Source organism: Pseudoalteromonas sp. T1lg88 (genome assembly GCF_002964765.1).
Classification (GTDB): domain Bacteria; phylum Pseudomonadota; class Gammaproteobacteria; order Enterobacterales; family Alteromonadaceae; genus Pseudoalteromonas.
Genome location: NZ_PQCF01000026.1, coordinates 95497 through 112778 on the forward strand (window position 1 = coordinate 95497; position 17282 = coordinate 112778).

Annotated in this window: 16 protein-coding genes and 1 pseudogene; 12 read left to right on the plus strand and 5 right to left on the minus strand. The window is 50.0% G+C overall.

Translation table 11 applies throughout. From position 1 onward, the window contains the following. Positions 1–17: 17 nt before the first annotated feature. The gene (locus tag C2M34_RS15995; protein WP_267894347.1) at positions 18–140 is read right to left on the minus strand and encodes a hypothetical protein; all 123 of its coding nucleotides are present in this window, start codon (positions 138–140) and stop codon (positions 18–20) included. 136 nt (positions 141–276) lie between these two features. On the opposite strand from C2M34_RS15995, the gene C2M34_RS08385 reads away from it, so the two are divergent. Beyond that, the gene (locus C2M34_RS08385) at positions 277–867 is read left to right on the plus strand and encodes a DNA-3-methyladenine glycosylase I (RefSeq protein ID WP_105258531.1); all 591 of its coding nucleotides are present in this window, start codon (positions 277–279) and stop codon (positions 865–867) included. Positions 868–987: 120 nt separating this feature from the next. Here the strand turns inward: C2M34_RS08385 and C2M34_RS08390 are convergent, their stop codons facing one another. After that, positions 988–1542: a hypothetical protein gene (locus C2M34_RS08390; protein WP_105200704.1), complete on the minus strand. Its 555-nt coding sequence runs from the start codon at positions 1540–1542 to the stop codon at positions 988–990. Between the two features lie 404 nt (positions 1543–1946). On the opposite strand from C2M34_RS08390, the pseudogene C2M34_RS08395 reads away from it, so the two are divergent. The 5 genes and pseudogenes from C2M34_RS08395 (at position 1947) to C2M34_RS08415 (ending at position 5751) form a co-directional block, all read left to right on the plus strand. Continuing rightward, a pseudogene (locus C2M34_RS08395) lies at positions 1947–2920 on the plus strand (transposase). A 268-nt stretch (positions 2921–3188) separates the two neighbouring features. Beyond that, positions 3189–4385 carry an alpha/beta hydrolase-fold protein gene (locus C2M34_RS08400; protein ID WP_442792782.1) on the plus strand — a complete coding sequence of 399 codons (1197 nt, stop codon included), beginning with the start codon at positions 3189–3191 and terminating at the stop codon, positions 4383–4385. 47 nt (positions 4386–4432) lie between these two features. Next, positions 4433–4732, plus strand: coding sequence for a hypothetical protein (locus C2M34_RS08405; protein ID WP_105258532.1), 300 nt, complete (start codon positions 4433–4435; stop codon positions 4730–4732). A gap of 79 nt (positions 4733–4811) precedes the next feature. Further along, positions 4812–5141 carry a hypothetical protein gene (locus C2M34_RS08410; RefSeq protein WP_105258533.1) on the plus strand — a complete coding sequence of 110 codons (330 nt, stop codon included), beginning with the start codon at positions 4812–4814 and terminating at the stop codon, positions 5139–5141. Positions 5142–5280: 139 nt separating this feature from the next. Next, positions 5281–5751 (plus strand): hypothetical protein, encoded by a 471-nt coding sequence (locus C2M34_RS08415; RefSeq protein ID WP_105190477.1) that lies wholly within the window; start codon positions 5281–5283, stop codon positions 5749–5751. A 161-nt stretch (positions 5752–5912) separates the two neighbouring features. Here C2M34_RS08415 and C2M34_RS08420 read toward each other — a convergent pair whose 3' ends face one another. The 3 genes from C2M34_RS08420 to fadI all read right to left on the minus strand — a co-directional run bounded on the left by C2M34_RS08420 (position 5913) and on the right by fadI (position 9939). Further along, entirely contained in the window at positions 5913–6104 is a 192-nt protein-coding gene (locus C2M34_RS08420; RefSeq protein ID WP_105190478.1) for a hypothetical protein, read from the minus strand. 221 nt (positions 6105–6325) lie between these two features. After that, complete coding sequence (gene fadJ, locus C2M34_RS08425; protein WP_105258534.1) at positions 6326–8629, minus strand: fatty acid oxidation complex subunit alpha FadJ; 2304 nt, start codon at positions 8627–8629, stop codon at positions 6326–6328. Continuing rightward, the gene (gene fadI / locus C2M34_RS08430; RefSeq protein WP_105200709.1) at positions 8629–9939 is read right to left on the minus strand and encodes an acetyl-CoA C-acyltransferase FadI; all 1311 of its coding nucleotides are present in this window, start codon (positions 9937–9939) and stop codon (positions 8629–8631) included. Before fadI ends, fadJ begins: the two co-directional genes overlap by 1 nt. A gap of 294 nt (positions 9940–10233) precedes the next feature. Between fadI and C2M34_RS08435 the strand changes: the two genes are divergently transcribed. From C2M34_RS08435 to C2M34_RS08460, 6 genes are read left to right on the plus strand one after another with little or no spacing between them, the layout of a single operon-like run. Beyond that, the gene (locus C2M34_RS08435) at positions 10234–11190 is read left to right on the plus strand and encodes an AAA family ATPase (RefSeq protein WP_105200710.1); all 957 of its coding nucleotides are present in this window, start codon (positions 10234–10236) and stop codon (positions 11188–11190) included. Next, the gene (locus tag C2M34_RS08440) at positions 11190–12218 is read left to right on the plus strand and encodes a DUF58 domain-containing protein (protein ID WP_105258535.1); all 1029 of its coding nucleotides are present in this window, start codon (positions 11190–11192) and stop codon (positions 12216–12218) included. Before C2M34_RS08435 ends, C2M34_RS08440 begins: the two co-directional genes overlap by 1 nt. Further along, a complete protein-coding gene (locus C2M34_RS08445; RefSeq protein ID WP_105200712.1) occupies positions 12219–12650 on the plus strand; it encodes a DUF4381 domain-containing protein in 432 nt (143 codons plus the stop codon). It abuts the gene before it with no gap. Beyond that, on the plus strand, positions 12643–13641 hold the full coding sequence (locus C2M34_RS08450) for a vWA domain-containing protein (protein ID WP_105258536.1): 999 nt from the start codon (positions 12643–12645) through the stop codon (positions 13639–13641). Before C2M34_RS08445 ends, C2M34_RS08450 begins: the two co-directional genes overlap by 8 nt. Further along, a complete protein-coding gene (locus C2M34_RS08455) occupies positions 13638–15626 on the plus strand; it encodes a VWA domain-containing protein (RefSeq protein ID WP_105258537.1) in 1989 nt (662 codons plus the stop codon). Before C2M34_RS08450 ends, C2M34_RS08455 begins: the two co-directional genes overlap by 4 nt. Continuing rightward, positions 15620–17248 (plus strand): BatD family protein, encoded by a 1629-nt coding sequence (locus C2M34_RS08460; RefSeq protein WP_105258538.1) that lies wholly within the window; start codon positions 15620–15622, stop codon positions 17246–17248. The genes C2M34_RS08455 and C2M34_RS08460 overlap by 7 nt, the downstream gene beginning before the upstream one ends. The last annotated feature ends 34 nt before the right edge of the window (positions 17249–17282 follow it).

A 17282-nucleotide genomic window follows, 5' to 3' on the forward strand; every position in this document is an offset into this window, starting at 1 on the left:
CCTGTTGTCGCGAGTAACTACTTATTACGCTTTATAGTCTCAACAATTGCAGTGGATTTTCTCTTGCGAGCCTTTTTTACTGTAATAAATTGACCTGTTTTAGCATCACGACCTACCTTAAACTTAACAGTCTTTGTCATTAGAATTTCCTCTATGGTATTTAATGGTTACATTTAGCGCACTAACAAAACCCCTTAGTACATAAATAAAAGTAGTAGACAAATTAAACATGTGCAAATATACAGGCTGTATACAAAAACAGGTAAAGGTGATTCGATGTGCAAAAGATGCCCTTGGTTAGATACGACCAAGCCAGACTATGTTGCTTATCACGACAATGAATGGGGTGTTCCTGTTTACGATGATAAGACAATGTTTGAGTTCCTAGTGTTGGAATCAGCTCAAGCAGGTTTAAGCTGGTACACTATTCTCAAGAAACGTGAAGGCTACAGAAGGTTATTTGCTGACTTTGATGTAATTAAAGTTTCTAAATTCACCCCTGAAGATGTAGAACGCCTAATGCAGGACAGTTCAATCATCAGAAACCGACTAAAGATAGAAGCAGCTATCAACAATGCCAAGTGCTTTATAGAGATACAAAAGGAGTTTGGAAGCTTCTGTAACTTCATCTGGGGGTATGTAAACAACCAACCTATCGTTAACAGCATTAATGATATTAGTGATTATGTTGCTACCTCACCAATTAGCGACAAGCTTGCCAAGGACATGAAGAAAAGAGGTTTCAAGTTCCTAGGTTCAACCACCCTATATTCACACCTCCAAGCTACTGGACTCATAAACGACCACCTAAATAATTGCTTTATAAAACAACAGGTTATACAACTTGCAAATGAATACCCACATTAAGCCTGCGGCATGGTCAACGACCATCATGATGACTGCTATAGAAAAGCGCAGGTTTTGGCTATGTATAAGTAAGTAGCTAAGGCGAACTCTTGCGCCTTTTAGTTGGTGAGCGAGTAAGTGTCAGAAATTGGTATTTACACCCAATGTTGAGATTATTTCGTAATAACCGAAAAGCACAAGAATAAAAAAAACAATTAAAATTAGCTCTTGTTTGAAGTGATGGCGTAGATAGAACAAGCGCTCTTTATGGTGAAAAACGTCCATCAGTTCATCACCAAATCGGATAGACAGAAACGTCCCCACCCCAGACAGCAAAATAACCAGCCAATATGGAAAAGGTGTGGTTAATATCATTTTCATAGTCTGTGTAACAAATGTTGTTTCATAAAACTCAGGAAGGTAAGACAGCAAGAGCGCATTAATCATAATAGCAATCAACCAGACTGCTATTTCTGAGAACACCATACGAATACCCAGTAATAATCGAATGGGAAAGTCCAGTAAAAAGCCAGCATCGGCAACCGGAGTGCAAAGCACAAAGAAGCTCCAGGTAATCAGGGATGCGACCCCGCCTGTCACAAAGTCATACTGGTAAGTTAAATAACCAAAGTAGGATAATAAAATTAACAACAGTAGTATGAACTTTACCCATACCTGATGCCTAGGATGCTTCATTAACCGCTCCTACTTAACTATTTGAATGCCAGAAGAAATACGCCTTTAGAATCCGACCAAAAGCATCAACTTCTTAAGCCCGTTTCTCGTTACATCGAGCGAGCTTTACCAGTAACGACTTTTTCGCAAGCGTATTTAATCAATAGTAGAAAAAGAGGAAGGTTTCCGCCTGTCCAAGGCTAGCAGAGGCGTTAATTAACAACTCGCAGCCAATATCACTATTGTTAGCCCGATCATTTGCGATGAGCTTGAGTTTATAAATAGCTGAGGCGAGCTGTTACGCCTTTTAGCTGGTGAGGGTGAAACGCAGCTGAAGTGCACTAACTCAGACACCCACTCCAAAATTTCACACTTCCAGACTCATTGACTACACTTTGAATGTTCGACTCAAGGAGGAGTGGATGATGGCAACGCCTCGGAAAAACCAAATTAGTCTGGCTGATACCCCCTATTATCACTGCATCTCTCGTTGTGTACGGCGGGCGTTTTTATGTGGCATAGACGCACTGACCGGCCGCTCTTATGAACATCGCCGCGATTGGGTTGAAAGTAAACTGTTGCAGCTAGCGCAAATTTTCTGCATAGATGTATGCGCTTATGCAGTAATGAGTAACCACACCCATGTGGTGTTGTATGTGGATAAGCCTAAAGCCCAGCACTTAACGGATAAAGCCATAGTGCTGCGTTGGCATAAATTGTTTAAAGGCACCGTGCTCTGCCAACGTTTTGTGCAAGGAGAGCATCTTGATACAGCAGAGCTTGCCGCGTTGCACAGTCGTATCTTGATTTATCGGGAGCGTCTTAGTGATATCAGCTGGTTTATGCGTGTCCTCAATGAAGGGATTGCCCGTCAAGCCAATCGCGAAGATGACTGCACCGGCCGTTTTTGGGAAGGGCGTTTTAAGTCCCAGGCCCTCCTTGATGAAGCTGCCTTGGTTGCCTGTCTAGCCTATGTGGACTTAAACCCGATCCGTGCAAAGGCTGCTGATTTACCCGAACAATCCGACTACACTAGCGTGAGAACTAGAATCGCTTCAGCAAAGAAGGGTCAGCAACCCACTACCTTAATGCCCTTTGTTGGTAATCCACGCAAAAACATGCCTAAGGGGTTGCCTTTTGAGCTACAGAGTTACTTAGAGCTGATTGAATGGACAGGACGCTGTATGCGCGAAGATAAGCCAGGGCATATTTCATCAGATGCAGCCCCCATACTTCAGCGCCTCGATATTTGCCCGAAAACTGGCTAGCGCTTACGACTTCATTCACCAAGGTCTTTCACGGTGCGGTAGGTAAGGAGCAAGCCTTAACAACCTACTGCCAGCATCAACACCGAAAGCGACGTGTAGATTTAAGTAATAGCCAAAGCTTATTCGCTTAAGTGTTACTTTCCTTCCCTATGATTGAGTCCTTAACCGAAGTGTCGATTTCGCACGTCCAGAATTTACGACAATGACAAAAACGAAGGGGAAATCCACTAACAACCGCTTGTTCTGATTGAACTCGCTTTAAAAATGTATTTTCTTGTTCCGTTGCACAAGCTCAATTCTTAAAGTGGGTGTTTTGTTTGTTTTGGTTTTAATTGTTTTATTCTTTTGTAGAGGATGCTAGTTTGAGTCAAATAACGCGTTTATATAAAGGGATTTATTGTGAGTCTTCTAAAGCCGACCTGCGCTCTGCTGATGACTTTTTTTGTCGCCACGCTGACCTCAACCATGACTTTGGCTCAAGAACAGCCAGATAACATCTACAGTCAACACACCGAAATCATACAGTCAAAAGTGCTTGGTGAAGAGCGCAGCATCCTGGTGCAATTACCTAAAAGCTACCACACCAACCCTGACAAGGTGTACCCGGTAATTTACCGCCTAGATGGTGCCAGTAATGTCCCCCTGCTTACGGCGGTTATAGAGCGCTTACAGAATGCCCAATCAGCTCCCGAGGTTATTATTGTCGCCATAGAAAATACCAACCGCCTGAGAGATCTTTATCCCACGGTAAACCAAGACCCAAGGGGGCCGGTCGGACTCGGTGGCGGTGGCGCCAAGTTTTTGGATTTTTTCGAACGTGAATTAATCCCTTTGGTCGATAATAAATACCGTACCCATGACTTTAGAGTCATTGCCGGCGCTTCCGCAGCCGGAGTCTTTGCCCTTTATGCGCTACAAACCAAGCCCGAGCTTTTTCAGGCCCATATCGCCTATAGCCCTGCGGTGTGGTGGAACCATGGCGCGTCGGCAAAGAGTACCAAGGAGTTCATTGCCAAAGCAAAAACGCTTAATAGCTATGTGTATATGAACATAGGTGAAGAAGGTGGCGATATGCGCGCTGTGTATGATGACTTGCATAAGTTTATGATGGCCAATAAACCCAAGAATCTGACCCTGGTCACCAACGCCTTCGACGATGTAGCGCACGCACTGACATCCAGCGCCGGCATATTCAATGCGTACCATCATTTATTTATGCCCAGGGCCATGCCGGTACAAGCATTCACCGGCGAGCTGGACTCTATTACCGACTACTACGCTCGCCTTTCACAGCAATACGGCGAACAGATAGCGCCGCCGGAACAGGTAATAAGAGAACTGGGTTACTACTTTGTCTTTGAAGATGACTTTACAACGGCAATAAAGCTATTCAAGTTTAATATCGAATTGCACCCTAAGTCCGCCGATGCATATAACGGACTGGCCTTTGCCTATGAGCGCAACGGACAATATAAGGACTCACTGCAACAGGTTAATATGGCCTTAGAGCTGTCCAAAGAAGACGATGCTGGTTATGACTTCTTTATCCAACGTCGCGATAGATTGCTTCCGTTAGTGAAGGGCACGCAAAGTTAACTGGCTTACAAGGCCGCGATAATCAACTTTAGTTTGAAAAGGAAATCATGGGTGCATTTGTATTTTTATACTTCTTTCTAATTTTCTATGCACTTGCAATTAGGTTTGCATCTAGAAAAGAGTTCTCTTCTGGTCATGTTAGTTGGGCATATAAATTACAAGCTTTAACTTGTGTTGCTATTACAGCATTAACTAGTGCATCAATTGCATTTCTTTTTGCTCAAAATATAGCCGAATGGTTCTATCAGTTTATACCTGCATTTATTGTGGCAGTCATTGTTGCTGCAAATAAGCCTATTGATTACAGTGAAATTCAAACTAACAAGTTGTTAAAGCAGGACAAGTAAAGCTAGGCTGGCGCTAATTTTAGCCGAGCTGAACCTGCCCATCATGCGGATGTTATATCTCTAAGGAAGGAGTTACCTCATGGAAGAAGAATCGACGTTTATTTCCTTTGCATTGTTTACGCTCTTGGCAGCCATTAGTCCCATTATTTTGGCCATTATTGCAAGCGTGAAACTACACAGAACCTTTGGCAAGGGAGCCATCTTTTTTCTTAGCATTGGAACCATCCTAATAGGGTTGCTGCCGCTCGACACGCTCGCGACGGTTGCACTATCAAGGTTGGATACCGACCTACTTGCTAAAGCTATGCTCTATAAAAGCTATGTTGTCATGGCGTTGACTTATCTGGGCTCGGTCTCTATCTCAGTGGGCATTTTAATGCTGTGCCACCAGTATCAAACAAAGCCCTAACCATGCCGCTTGGGAAGTATTCACTCTCTTCAGCCCGTAGATTGTGCCACCTCGCTACCCATGCTGGTTTTAGCACAGCCAACAAGGTAAGCTAACTTCAAGGACTGAATAATAACCTATTATAAAGAAAGGAAAAATTGTGCACCCAAATAGAAATGCAATCGCTTTTGGTGGTCTGGTGGCCACAGTTTTATTCTTTGTGATATTAATCATACTGGCCTTATGGGCTTGGCCTAAATACAAAGTATATAAATTAGAAATGAATGGTATTGCCGCATTAAAAGAGGCGGAATGGAGCAAGCAAATCCTCATTGAAGAGGCCAAGGCAAGAGAGCAAGCGGCACTCATGCAAGCAAAAGCACGGGTCACATTAGCCCAAGCCGAAGGTGAAGCCAAGATTGTTCAAGCAAAAGCCGAAGGCCAAGCAGACATTGAAAGAGCAAAAGCAGCCGCAGAGGCAAACAGAATCATAGGCGAGTCTCTAAAAGGGAATGAAGCTTACCTGCGTTATGTCTGGATTAAAGGCCTGCAAGAAGGCAATGGCGAGCGCATATACATCCCCACCGAGGCTGGCCTACCCATACTCGAAGCGGGCAAAGCAGGAAAGTAATCTGCTTTTGGATGAATTGCTAAAACTAGGTAGTTTGTCCAAACAGCTGGATCTTGTCGCGGTGGCGACGACACCTAACTGAGAAAACCGTTGCCGATGAGTTGCAACTCACTTACACAAAAAAGTATGCTCGGCGGCATCCTTTCCAGCACCAAGAAATCTCAGGGTCGCCAAATAATTCCACAATGGGCTATGGTGCGCATCAAGGCGCGGCGGTAATGCACATTAAACAGCGCCAGGGCGAAGGGGCCACATAATCCGCCGAGTAGAGCCCAGCGCTTGGCTGGCATGCCTTTGGCGGTAGCAACAACAAATAATAAACTGGCAAACACGACGCTTAACAATAAAATCATAATCCCCCCCTCATTCTCGGGCGGCGACTTTAACACAAAGCTGCTGCTTAATTAACCATACACCCCGCCCTGTTTCTAGAATTCCTAGCTAGGTCATTGGTTAGTAAGTAAACTTTTTCAGTTGATTTTATTTCATCTAGAAGCCGATACGCGCCCAAAAGCCTGAGCACAAAAAAACGCAGCATATTGCTGCGCTTTTCAATCATGTACTTAGGAGGAGATTAGCTGCGAGCCTGTTCCTTGTCTTGCTCTACAGCGTCCTCGGCAACGTCATCGGCAACGTCCTTGGCGACGTCCTCGGCCAGCTCTTCAGTATCAACTGCTTCGGACTCGTCGTTACTTTCAGCGTCGGCTTTGTCGCTAGCCTCTGCCTTGTTCTCAGCTTCAACCTTGCTTGTAGCCTCGGCAGCCGCCTGCTCCTGCGGGTAATAACTTCCGCCCTGCTCGGCCATAGCCAGTAAGGCCGCCGCCGGAGTGAAGCTATCATTAAACTGCGCATAGGTTGCCAGGGTTGAGCACACATTGGCGGCGCCCAGTTTATCCATATAGCTAAATGGACCACCTAAGAACGGCGGGAAGCCAATGCCAAAGATGGCACCTATGTCGCCATCGCGGGCATTGCTGACGATGCCTTCTTCCAAACAACGAGCCGCTTCGTTGAGCATCTGCACAACACAGCGCTGGGCAATCTCTTCCTTGTTTAGTTTCGGGCTTAGGGTTACACCCAGGAATTCGTAAACCGACTCGTCTACCTTCTTCTGTTTCTTGCTGTAATCGTAGAAGCCTCGGCCCGACTTGCGACCTAGACGCTTGTCGTCGATTAAGCGATTAAACACCTCGGGTGCCTTAAAGCGCTCGCCAAGCTCGGCCTCAAGGATAGGGGCAATCTTAGAACCGATATCAATTCCTACTTCATCGAGCAGCGCCAAGGGACCAACCGGGAAACCAAACTCCACCAGGGCCTGGTCTATTTTCTCCACAGGCTCACCGGCGAGTAACAGGTTTGCCGCCTCGTTCACATAAGGAGCAAGAATACGGTTTACAAAGAAACCAGCCTTGTCTTTAACCACAATTGGCGTTTTACCTTGCTTGCGGGCAAAGCTCACGGTGCGGGCTATGGTTTGCTCACTGGTTTTCTCGTGGGGAATAATTTCCACCAGCGGCATTTTTTCTACCGGCGAGAAGTAGTGTAAACCAATGACATTTTCCGGACGCTGCGCCTGTGCGGCAATTTGCGCTATCGGCAATGAGCTGGTGTTGCTGGCAAAAATGGTGTGCTCTTGGGCGTATTGCTCAACATCGGCGACCATGGCCTGCTTCAAAGAAAGGTCTTCAAATACCGCTTCGACCACCATGTCCACATGCTTAAAACCGCTGTAATCTGTGGTGCCGGTAATGCGGTTCATCTGCTCTTGCAACTCGGCCAGAGACAAGATACGACGCTTACGCTTCTTCTCAAGAATTTTGTAGCTGTAGTTCATGGCACCGGCGATGCCTTGCTGCGCCACGTCTTTTACTCGGGTGCGCACACCCGCCTTAATGGCGCTGACATGGGTAATACCCGCGCCCATCAGGCCACCACCCAACACCGCAACCTTGTCGGTGCTTGGGGCATTATCGGCGCGCCACTCTTTTTTCATCTCAGTGGTGGCAAAGAAGATACCGCGCAGCTTTTTAGAGACATCGCTCATAACCAGATCGGCAAAGCCTTCGGCCTCGGTCTTATAAGCCTTGAGTTGGTCCAGCTCAACACTGGCACGCACCGCCTTGATAATAAGCTCAGGCGCCGGGTAATGGCCGCCGGTCTTCTTGGCCACATTTTCGGCGGCTTTTTTGAAGATCAAGTTGCGGCCAAAGGGGTTAGACTCCAGCAGCGCCGACATTTTATCGAGCTGAGGTTTCGCCGCTTTCGCTTTGCCTTTTTGGGCAAACTGCACCGCCACATCCAACAAAATCGAGTGCGGCACGCAATCATTTACCAGACCGGCTTTTTTCGCCTGCTTGGCACGTACCTGCTTGCCAGTTAGCATCCATTCCAGAGCCTTCTGAATACCCACCAGCTTAGGCAGACGCTGAGTACCGCCGCCGCCTGGTAAAAGACCTAGCTGAACTTCTGGCAGACCCATTTTGGTGCTGTCGCTGTCGCTACATACACGGTAATCACAGGCCAAAGCAAACTCTAAACCGCCACCTAAAGCAGCGCCGTGAATGGCGGCCACCGTGGGATAAGGCAATTTAGCTAAATCAAAAAAGGCATCATGACAGGTGCTCGACAGAGCCAGCGCTTCTTCGCGGGTATTGGCCTCATCCAACATGTTGATGTCGGCACCGGCAATAAAGTTATCCGGCTTGGCGCTGATAAATACCAGGCCTTTGACGTTATTTTCGTTGGCTGTGGTGATCACATCCTGCAACTGCTCGGCAAAACTGGCGCGTAATGTGTTCATCTTCTCGCCGGGCACATCTATGGTGACGATACCCACGCGCTCATCATTGAGCTCGAATGTAAATACTGATTCAGTCATTATGCGCTCTCCAATACAAAGGCAGCACCCAGGCCACCGGCGGCACAGGCCGTGGTTAATGCTAAACCACCACCGCGACGATTAAGTTCATGAATACTTTGAGTGATCAAACGCGCACCTGTGGCGGCGAAGGGGTGACCATAAGCCAGTGAGCCACCGTTAACATTGAATTTATCCATATTAATTTCACCAATGGCCTTGTCGCGGCCAAGCTGCTCCTTGGCAAACTTATCCGAGGCAAACATCTTCATATTCGCCAGGGTTTGCGCCGCAAAGGCCTCATGCATTTCAATCAGGTCAAGGTCGCCCAGGGTAATACCGGCACGATCAAGGGCCACAGGCGTTGAATGCGCCGGGCCCATTAGCATGTCCTCATGCACGCCGATGGCGGTAAAGGCATAGCTACGAATATAGCCCAGGATTTCATAACCCATGGCCTTGGCTTTGCTTTCATTCATCAACAGTACCGCCGCGGCACCATCGGTTAAAGGCGTCGCATTGGCGGCGGTAACGCTGCCGTATTTGCGGTCGAACACCGGCTTTAACTTGGCGTAACTGGCCAGCTCTGAGTTAGCGCGAATATTGTTATCCTGCTCAATAAAGGACTTATAAGGCGGCACATGAGCGGTCATTACCTCCTGCGCCAGCTTACCCTCGGCCCAAGCTTGACCTGCCAAGGTGTGTGAGCGATGCGCCAAGGCATCCTGATCGGCGCGGCTGATATTATGGGTTTTAGCCATCTGCTCGGCGGTTTGTCCCATGGACAAGCCGGTGGAGTATTCGGCCACAGCTGGCGGCACCGGCAGTAAATCTTTTAGACCCAGCTTTGAGAAAATCTTTAGGCGCTGCGAGAAGGTGCGCGCTTTATTTAAATCGACCAGACTGCCCGCCAGTTTTTTGCTTACACCAATGGGCAAAACAGAGGATGAGTCGGCACCACCGGCAATACCTACTTGTGTGTGGCCGGCCATAATCGACTCGGCAACATTGGCGATGGCCTGGAAGCTGGTTGCACAGGCGCGAGAAACCGAATAGGCATCGATATTCACCGGCATGCCGGTTCCGAGCACAATTTCACGAGCAATATTTGGCGCTTCAGGCATTTGTACCACCTGACCAAACACCAGCTGGTCGATTTCCTTGCGGTCGAAATCAAGACGCTCAAGCATCTCGTTAACCACCAGCTTGCCTAAATCCAATGCGGGTACATGATGAAAAGCGGTCGCTTGCTTTGCAAAAGGTGTACGCAGGCCGCTGACAATGGCGATGCGCTCCCCGTTTCGTGTTGTTAGTTTTGTTTGCCCAGACATATAAATGCTTCTCCTGTTGACAGGTCTGACCTGTTATATTTCCTCGATTCTAAAACAACCCTGGGCGCATTGCCAATAGGCTTGTCAAAATTTACCACCCAGCTACAACAATAGTTAACAACTTGAAGCAATTAAAATAAAAAACAAGACTTTAAAACTGAACAATTGTAAGTAAAATCGATCGAACTATTTGGCTGCAGCAATGCCTAACAGGCGTTGTTAGGCGTAACCAAATTATGACACGCGCCCTATTTTTCACTGCATTTAAATATGCCGGCAAGGACAAGTACACTTATGGCAGTTTCTAAGTTTGCACAATTAAAAACCTATTTAGATACCCAAATCATCGGTCAACACCAGCTCACTCAGTCCCTACTTATTGCCGTATTGGCGGACGGTCACCTGCTCGTTGAGGGCCCTCCCGGACTGGCCAAAACCCGCGCGGTAAACGCCCTGGCCAAAGGCCTTGAGGGCAGTTTTCAACGCATTCAGTTTACTCCGGATTTATTGCCGTCGGATGTCACCGGCACGGATATTTATCGCCAACAAACCAGCGAGTTTGTGTTTGAGCCGGGCCCACTGTTCCACAACCTAGTGCTGGCGGACGAAATAAACCGCGCCCCGGCCAAGGTGCAGTCGGCCCTGCTGGAGGCCATGGCCGAGCGCCAAATCACAGTGGGCAAAAACACCTACCCACTGGAGCAGCTGTTTATGGTGATGGCGACACAGAACCCGCTGGAGCAAGAAGGCACCTACCCGCTGCCAGAAGCCCAACTTGACCGCTTTTTACTGCACCTCAATATCGATTACCCGGATGCCGAAGCTGAGCTGGCGATTTTACGTCTGACTCGTGGTGAAGCCCTGGCCGGTGAGCAGCTTACTATCGAGCCTATATCTCAGGCCGATTTGTTTGATGCCCGCCAACAGGTATTGGCACTGCATTTGGCCGAGCCGCTAGAACAATATCTGGTGCAGCTGGTCATAGCTACCCGCGATGGTTTGCGCTTTGATGATGAGCTGGCCAACTGGATTGAATACGGCGCCAGCCCAAGGGCCACCATAGCGCTGGACCGGACGGCGCGTGCCCATGCCTGGTTGAATGGCCGCGACTTTGTTAGCCCGGAAGATATTCAGGCGGTCTTTCATAATGTGCTGCGCCACCGCATCATCCTCAGCTACGAAGCCCAGGCCGAGGGGATCAGTAAAGATCAGGTGTTAACGCGCATCTTAGAGCGCGTGGCAGTGCCTTAATGGCTAAGTGGAAGTCAGCACTGAGTGTGCAGCAATGGCTACAGCAGTTACATAGCAACGGCCATAGCCTGGCTTTAAAAGAGCTCACTTATTACAAGAGTAAAACCCAATTGCTGGACTTAGCGGTGCGTAAACGCATTCGCAGCCCCCATAGTGGCCAGTATTTGGCGCCGCATAAGGGCCGAGGCATGGAATTTGCCGAAGTACGCCATTATCAAAGCGGCGATGATGTGCGCAGCATCGACTGGCGTGTCACCGCCCGTACCGGCGAGGCTCATACCAAGCTGTTTCAGGAAGAAAAGGAACGCCCGGTGCTAATGTTGGTGGACTTTAGTGCCAGCATGCAGTTTGGCTCTCAGTTGTTATTTAAATCTGTACAGGCGGCGCACCTTGCAGCCCTTATCGCCTGGTCTGCCTGTGCCCGGGGCGACAAACTCGGCGCCCTGGTTTTCAATGACCAACAACATCATGAGTTTCGCCCACAAAGCCGAGATAAAGCGGTATTAAGGGTGTTTCACGGCCTGCTCGACAGCCATAAACAACAACAGAACCTTATTGATAGCGCCGGTAGTAATGGCTCTGCCAATGCCCCCGCCAAGGGTGGCCCCGCCAACGGTGGCCCCGCCAACATAGGTTTACTGGCCCAGTTACAGCGCTTAAACCAGCTGGCCAAGCCCGGCTGCACCGTCTATCTGCTCAGTGACTTTGCGGTATTGCAACAGGGTGACAGCCCGGCCATTGAGCGTGAACTGCAGCGCCTGGCTCGCCATTGTGAAGTGGTCGCCTGCGTGATCAGCGATCCCTTTGAGCAGCACCTGCCACACTATCCAGAAGCGGTGAATGTGCGCAGTCATCAGGGGCAATTTAGCCTGCCCCTGCACGACGCCGGCTTTCGCCGCCGCTTTAACCAGCAGGCACAGCAACTCGGCGCTTTGCGCCAGCAGAAGTTGGCCCGATATTGCCATTCCTTGGTAGAAATCACTGCCGCCAAGGCGCTGGAACAACAGTTTTATGAAGGGAGTTTGTAAATGCAGTCAGCCCCCACATTACCATTGGCCGATGTCATAGTTCCCACTGAGGTTTCCAGTTGGCCACCGGGTCCGGCCTGGTGGCTCTTAGGCGCCCTGCTGATACTCTTGGTTATAGCCGCCGTACTGGTTTATCGTCGCCAACAGCAACACTTGCGCGCCAAACGCCACGCCCTGCAATTGGCAGAGCAGGAAACGGCACTGGGCTTACATCAACTGCTAAAGCGCCTGTGCAAGCATTATTACGGCGCCAAGGTCAGTGCCCTGAGTGGCCAGCAATGGGCCTTAACCCTGTCTCAGTTGAGCGGCCTGAGCTTTAACGCCGATGAACTTAATGCCCTATATCAAGGGAGAAGCGCGCAACATGAGCTGGCGCAGAAACTAAAGCAGGCCCTAGTGCAGTTTAAAACCAAGGAGACTTTGGATGTTTGAGTTTTCCTGGCCCTGGCTGTTTATCCTTGTACCCCTGCCCTGGTTACTGGCCTGGGTGCAAAATAGCAAAAAAACGCACAGCAGCCTGTTGCTGCGTATCGACTCCCTGGCTTATCAGGCTAAGGCAAAAACCCAGACCACCGCCAACAAGGGCTGGCCGCATTGGCTGCTGGCTCTGGCCTGGTTGGCCCTGGTAAGCGCCTTAGCTAACCCCGTGTATCGTGGCGAGCCCATCACTTTAGCCAATGAAGGGCGAGATATTATGCTGGCGGTGGATTTGTCCGGCTCCATGCGCGAGCAGGATATGGCCTATCAAGGGCGCTATGTAGACCGCTTAAGTGTGGTTAAAAGCGTGCTTAGCGACTTTATTAGTGAGCGTCAGGGCGATCAGCTCGGCCTTATTCTTTTTGCCGATACCGCCTTTTTACAAACCCCCCTGACCCGGGATCTGGATACAGTGGCGCAAATGCTTAAAGAAGCGCAAATAGGCCTGGTGGGTCGCGCCACCGCCATCGGCGATGCCCTGGGTTTAGCGGTTAAACGCTTTAATGATAAATCCGCATCCAATAAGGTGGTGATCCTGCTCACAGACGGCCAAAACACCGCCGGCAACCTTACCCCGGAGGAAGCCTTGATACTGGCGAAGGATGCACAAGTGAAGGTGTACACCATAGGCGTCGGATCCGACGGTAACTTTGGTGGTGGTTTGTTTTCCATGGGTGGCGGTGCGTCCTTGGATGAGCGCCTACTCACTCATCTGGCCAAGGAAACCGGCGGCCGTTATTTTCGTGCCACCGACACCCGTAGTCTGGCCAATATTTACCGAGAGCTGGACGCCCTGGAGCCGTTAGCAAAAGAAGAGCAAACGGTGCGCCCGGAAGAAGCACTCTTCTACCTTCCCTTATTATTGAGTTTCTTAATACTCTTGTTAGCCACGGTTTGGCACCGCTTTGCATCTGCCCTACAACGTGTTGCAGGAGAGCAATTATGACCGAATTTATTTTCTTACGACCGCAACTATTATGGTTACTGCTACTGCCGGGCTTTTATCTGATCTGGCGCCTGCTTGCCGGTAAGGGCGAGCAACAGCAACAGCCCCTGATCGCCCCCCATTTGGCGGCACAAGTGATGCAAGAAGGCGCTGAGCAACGACAAAACAATGGCCTGCTCAACGCTCTGCTGCTGGCACTTATGGTGGTGGCCATAGCCGGCCCCAGCTTTAGCAAGCAAGAGCTGCCTGTGTATGAGGCGAAAATGGCACGGGTTATGGTGATGGACATGTCCCGCTCCATGTTTAGCACGGATATCAGCCCCAACCGACTGCAACAGGCCCGCTTTAAAGCCCTGGATATGGTGGAGCTGTTTAAAGAAGGTGAAACGGCGCTTATCGCCTATGCCGGCGACGCTTTTACCATTTCGCCGCTGACCTCGGACAGTCAAACCCTGACCAATCTTATCCCCAGCCTAAGCCCGGATATTATGCCGGAGCAAGGCAGTAATGTGATGGCGGCCTTGACCCTGGCACAGGAGCTGCTGGAGCAGGCCGACTACCCGCAAGGGGACATAATTCTTATCAGCGACGGCATAGATAGAGAAGAAGAAGACGATATCCGCTCTTGGCTCAGCAACAATGATTACCGTTTGCATATCTATGCCATCGGCAGTGAGCAAGGTGCTCCCATCAGCCTGCCTGATGGCGGCTTCTTAAAAGACAATCAGGGACAAATCGTCATTCCTAAAACTAACTTTGAGCGCCTGCAACGCCTAACGAGATTGGGAAGCGGTAAACTGATCCGTTATCAGCCAAGCAGTGAAAACCTTGGCGTATTGGCGGTTTCCAAAGGCGAAAAAATGACGCAACAGGCACAAAACCAGCAAACCCTTTGGCGAATCGACGCCGGCATCTATCTGGCGTTATTGGTTCTGCCCTTGCTGCTATGGCAACTGCAACGCCGCGCCATTATGCTATGCGCCGCCTTAGTGCTGATACCGCAAATATGGAGCCCGGCCTATGCCGCCAGCGGCCAGTCCTGGTTTAATAATGCCGAGCAAAACGCCCTGAATGCCTACCATGATAAGGCCTATGAACAGGCGGCACAGGCGCAAAATCCTTTGCTCAGTGGCGCCGCCAAATACCAGCAGCAGGATTACCAAGGTGCCTTGGCGGATTTTAACAAGGATAACTCGGCCACCGGCCTGTATAACCAAGGTAATGCCCTAGCGCAGCTGGGTGATATTGATGCGGCCCTGGAGCGCTATCAGCAGGCTTTGGAGAAAGACCCAAACCTGGAGGCCGCCAAGGCCAATAAGGCGACCCTGGAGCAGTTGAAAAAGCAGCAAGAGCAGCAACAAAATCAACAAGGTGATTCGGGGCAGGAGCAAGGCTCCCAAGACCAGGACTCGCAACAACAGCAGCAAGATGGCCAACAACAAGGTGACGGCCAGCAGCAAGGCACTGAGCAACAAGGTGAGTCGCAACAACAAGACGACTCCGAGCAACAAAATGGTGGCAGCAGCACGCAAAACGAGCGTAACAGCAATGAGCGCAACCGCCCGCAAAACAGCGCCCAAGCCGACGATAAGTCGGAGCAAGGCGAGCAACAAGATGCGGATGAATCTTCGAGCGAGCAATCTAACGAGCAAGATGCCAAGCAAAAAAATAATGCCGCAGCATCGCCTAAGGAATCGCCCGAAGCCGATAGCTCACAAGAGCAAGAAGGCAAATTACAGCAGCAAGCGTTGAACGAACAAGAGCCTGGCGCCGAAAAGGGAGAGCAGGATGCTGAGCAACAGGCTGCCATGGCCAGTGCCGCACTTAGCCCAGAAGAGCGCGAAAAAGCGCAACAGCTCAATCAACTGCTACGAAAAATCCCCGACAACCCGGAAATCCTGCTGCGCAACAAGATGCAATTAGAAGCTCAGCAACGCCAAAGTCATCGCCGCCGCTTACCACAAGGAGTAGAGAAGTCATGGTAAGAAGTTTTTTATATATTTGCTTTATTTGCTTAAGCCTGCCGACCTTGGCCTTGTCGCAGCTTGAAGCCAGCGTCGATAAAAACCCTGTGTCCGCCGGTGAATACTTTATGTTGACCCTGAACGCCGATGACGCCATAACAGACAGCCAACCAGACACCCAGGTCCTGTTGCAAGACTTTGTGGTCGGCCCTACCTATCGCAGTACCAACACCCAGATCATCAATGGTGTGATCAGCCGTAAAACCAGCTGGCGGGTGGAATTGATGGCCCGTAACCCGGGCCAATATGAGATCCCGGCTTTCGAAATCCAGGGCATCAGCTCCACGCCCTTTACCCTTAACGTGGTCGCCAATAAGGATGCACAGAGCGATGACAATAACGCCTTTATTAAAACCGAGCTGACGCCGGCCTCCTTGTATGTGCAACAGGCGGCTATTTATACCGTCAAACTTTATGTTGGCGTCGACCTTATTGATGCGGCCATGTCAGCCCCAGCAATGGGTGACGCGAATGTGGCTCAGTTGGGCCGCGACAGCGAAAGCCAGGAAGTGATTGATGGCCGCCGCTATCGGGTGATCCAGCGCGAGTATCTGATCCAACCGCAAAAAAGCGGCACCTTTGAGCTGCAAGCACCGGTATTCGAAGGTAAAGTCCGTGTAAACTACCGACCAGTGGCCATCAGCGCCCGCGGTAAGGATCAGTTAGTGGATATTAAGCCCACCCCGGCACAGTACAGCGGCGCCTGGCTGCCCAGCGAGTTGGTAGATTTAAGTGAGCAATGGCAAGGTCTGGAGCAAGAGGTAAAGGTTGGCACGCCGATCACCCGGACGCTCACGCTCACCGCGCTCAATGTTACCAAGGAGCAATTACCGGATCTAACCAGCACAAACATAGAGGCGGTGCGCAGCTATGCAGATCAATCCGAGCGCACTCATGTGGTTCGCAATGGCCGCATTATCGCCCAGACCAAAACCTCCATCGCCTATGTGCCTCAAAAACCGGGCACCTATACACTGCCGGCAATTTCAATTAACTGGTTTAATACCGTGACTGGGCGTGAGCAGGTGGCCAGTGTCCCCGAGCAACAAATTACCGTAGTCGCTGCCGATGGCACTAAAGTCGCCGCAAATGAGCCGCCACAAACTGAGCAAACCACCACACCGGATATCGATGTGAGTGCGAACGAAAATACCAGTGCAGCTCAAGAGCAACCCGGTTCACTGCCCTGGTGGCTGGCCTTACCCGGCTATTTTCTTTGGCTGGTGACTCTGCTGCTCTGGTGGTTTAGTCACAAGCGCAGCAAGGCACAAACTATAGCTCCAAGCCAGGAAACAGCTCCTATTGCACAGGCAAGTGTGCAATCAATCCAGGACGCCGCGGCTAAGAATGATGGTAAGGCCCTGTATCAGGCCATAGACGCCTACGCCAAGTCCCATTATGGCAACATAGATGCTTGGCTTGCTCTGTGGTCACAGGATGCGGTGCAGGAATTTGCCAAGTTGCGCCAGTCCCTGTACAGCCCAAGTACAACCGAGGTTGACTACAGTGCTATCGCCAAGGCTGCAGCCTATACCCCGCGCCCAAGCCATAAACCACAGGCTGAGCTAGACTCCTTGTATTAAAACCTTTTTCGCCTGGTTTGCGCTGCGTCGCAAG

Bases quoted from the DNA above. Each gene is read 5' to 3' on its own strand.
- C2M34_RS15995 (WP_267894347.1), bottom strand. From the start codon at position 140: ATGACAAAGACTGTTAAGTTTAAGGTAGGTCGTGATGCTAAAACAGGT.
- C2M34_RS08385 (WP_105258531.1), top strand. From the start codon at position 277: ATGTGCAAAAGATGCCCTTGGTTAGATACGACCAAGCCAGACTATGTT.
- C2M34_RS08390 (WP_105200704.1), bottom strand. From the start codon at position 1,542: ATGAAGCATCCTAGGCATCAGGTATGGGTAAAGTTCATACTACTGTTG.
- C2M34_RS08405 (WP_105258532.1), top strand. From the start codon at position 4,433: ATGGGTGCATTTGTATTTTTATACTTCTTTCTAATTTTCTATGCACTT.
- C2M34_RS08410 (WP_105258533.1), top strand. From the start codon at position 4,812: ATGGAAGAAGAATCGACGTTTATTTCCTTTGCATTGTTTACGCTCTTG.
- C2M34_RS08420 (WP_105190478.1), bottom strand. From the start codon at position 6,104: ATGATTTTATTGTTAAGCGTCGTGTTTGCCAGTTTATTATTTGTTGTT.
- fadJ (WP_105258534.1), bottom strand. From the start codon at position 8,629: ATGACTGAATCAGTATTTACATTCGAGCTCAATGATGAGCGCGTGGGT.
- fadI (WP_105200709.1), bottom strand. From the start codon at position 9,939: ATGTCTGGGCAAACAAAACTAACAACACGAAACGGGGAGCGCATCGCC.
- C2M34_RS08435 (WP_105200710.1), top strand. From the start codon at position 10,234: ATGGCAGTTTCTAAGTTTGCACAATTAAAAACCTATTTAGATACCCAA.
- C2M34_RS08440 (WP_105258535.1), top strand. From the start codon at position 11,190: ATGGCTAAGTGGAAGTCAGCACTGAGTGTGCAGCAATGGCTACAGCAG.
- C2M34_RS08445 (WP_105200712.1), top strand. From the start codon at position 12,219: ATGCAGTCAGCCCCCACATTACCATTGGCCGATGTCATAGTTCCCACT.
- C2M34_RS08450 (WP_105258536.1), top strand. From the start codon at position 12,643: ATGTTTGAGTTTTCCTGGCCCTGGCTGTTTATCCTTGTACCCCTGCCC.
- C2M34_RS08455 (WP_105258537.1), top strand. From the start codon at position 13,638: ATGACCGAATTTATTTTCTTACGACCGCAACTATTATGGTTACTGCTA.
- C2M34_RS08460 (WP_105258538.1), top strand. From the start codon at position 15,620: ATGGTAAGAAGTTTTTTATATATTTGCTTTATTTGCTTAAGCCTGCCG.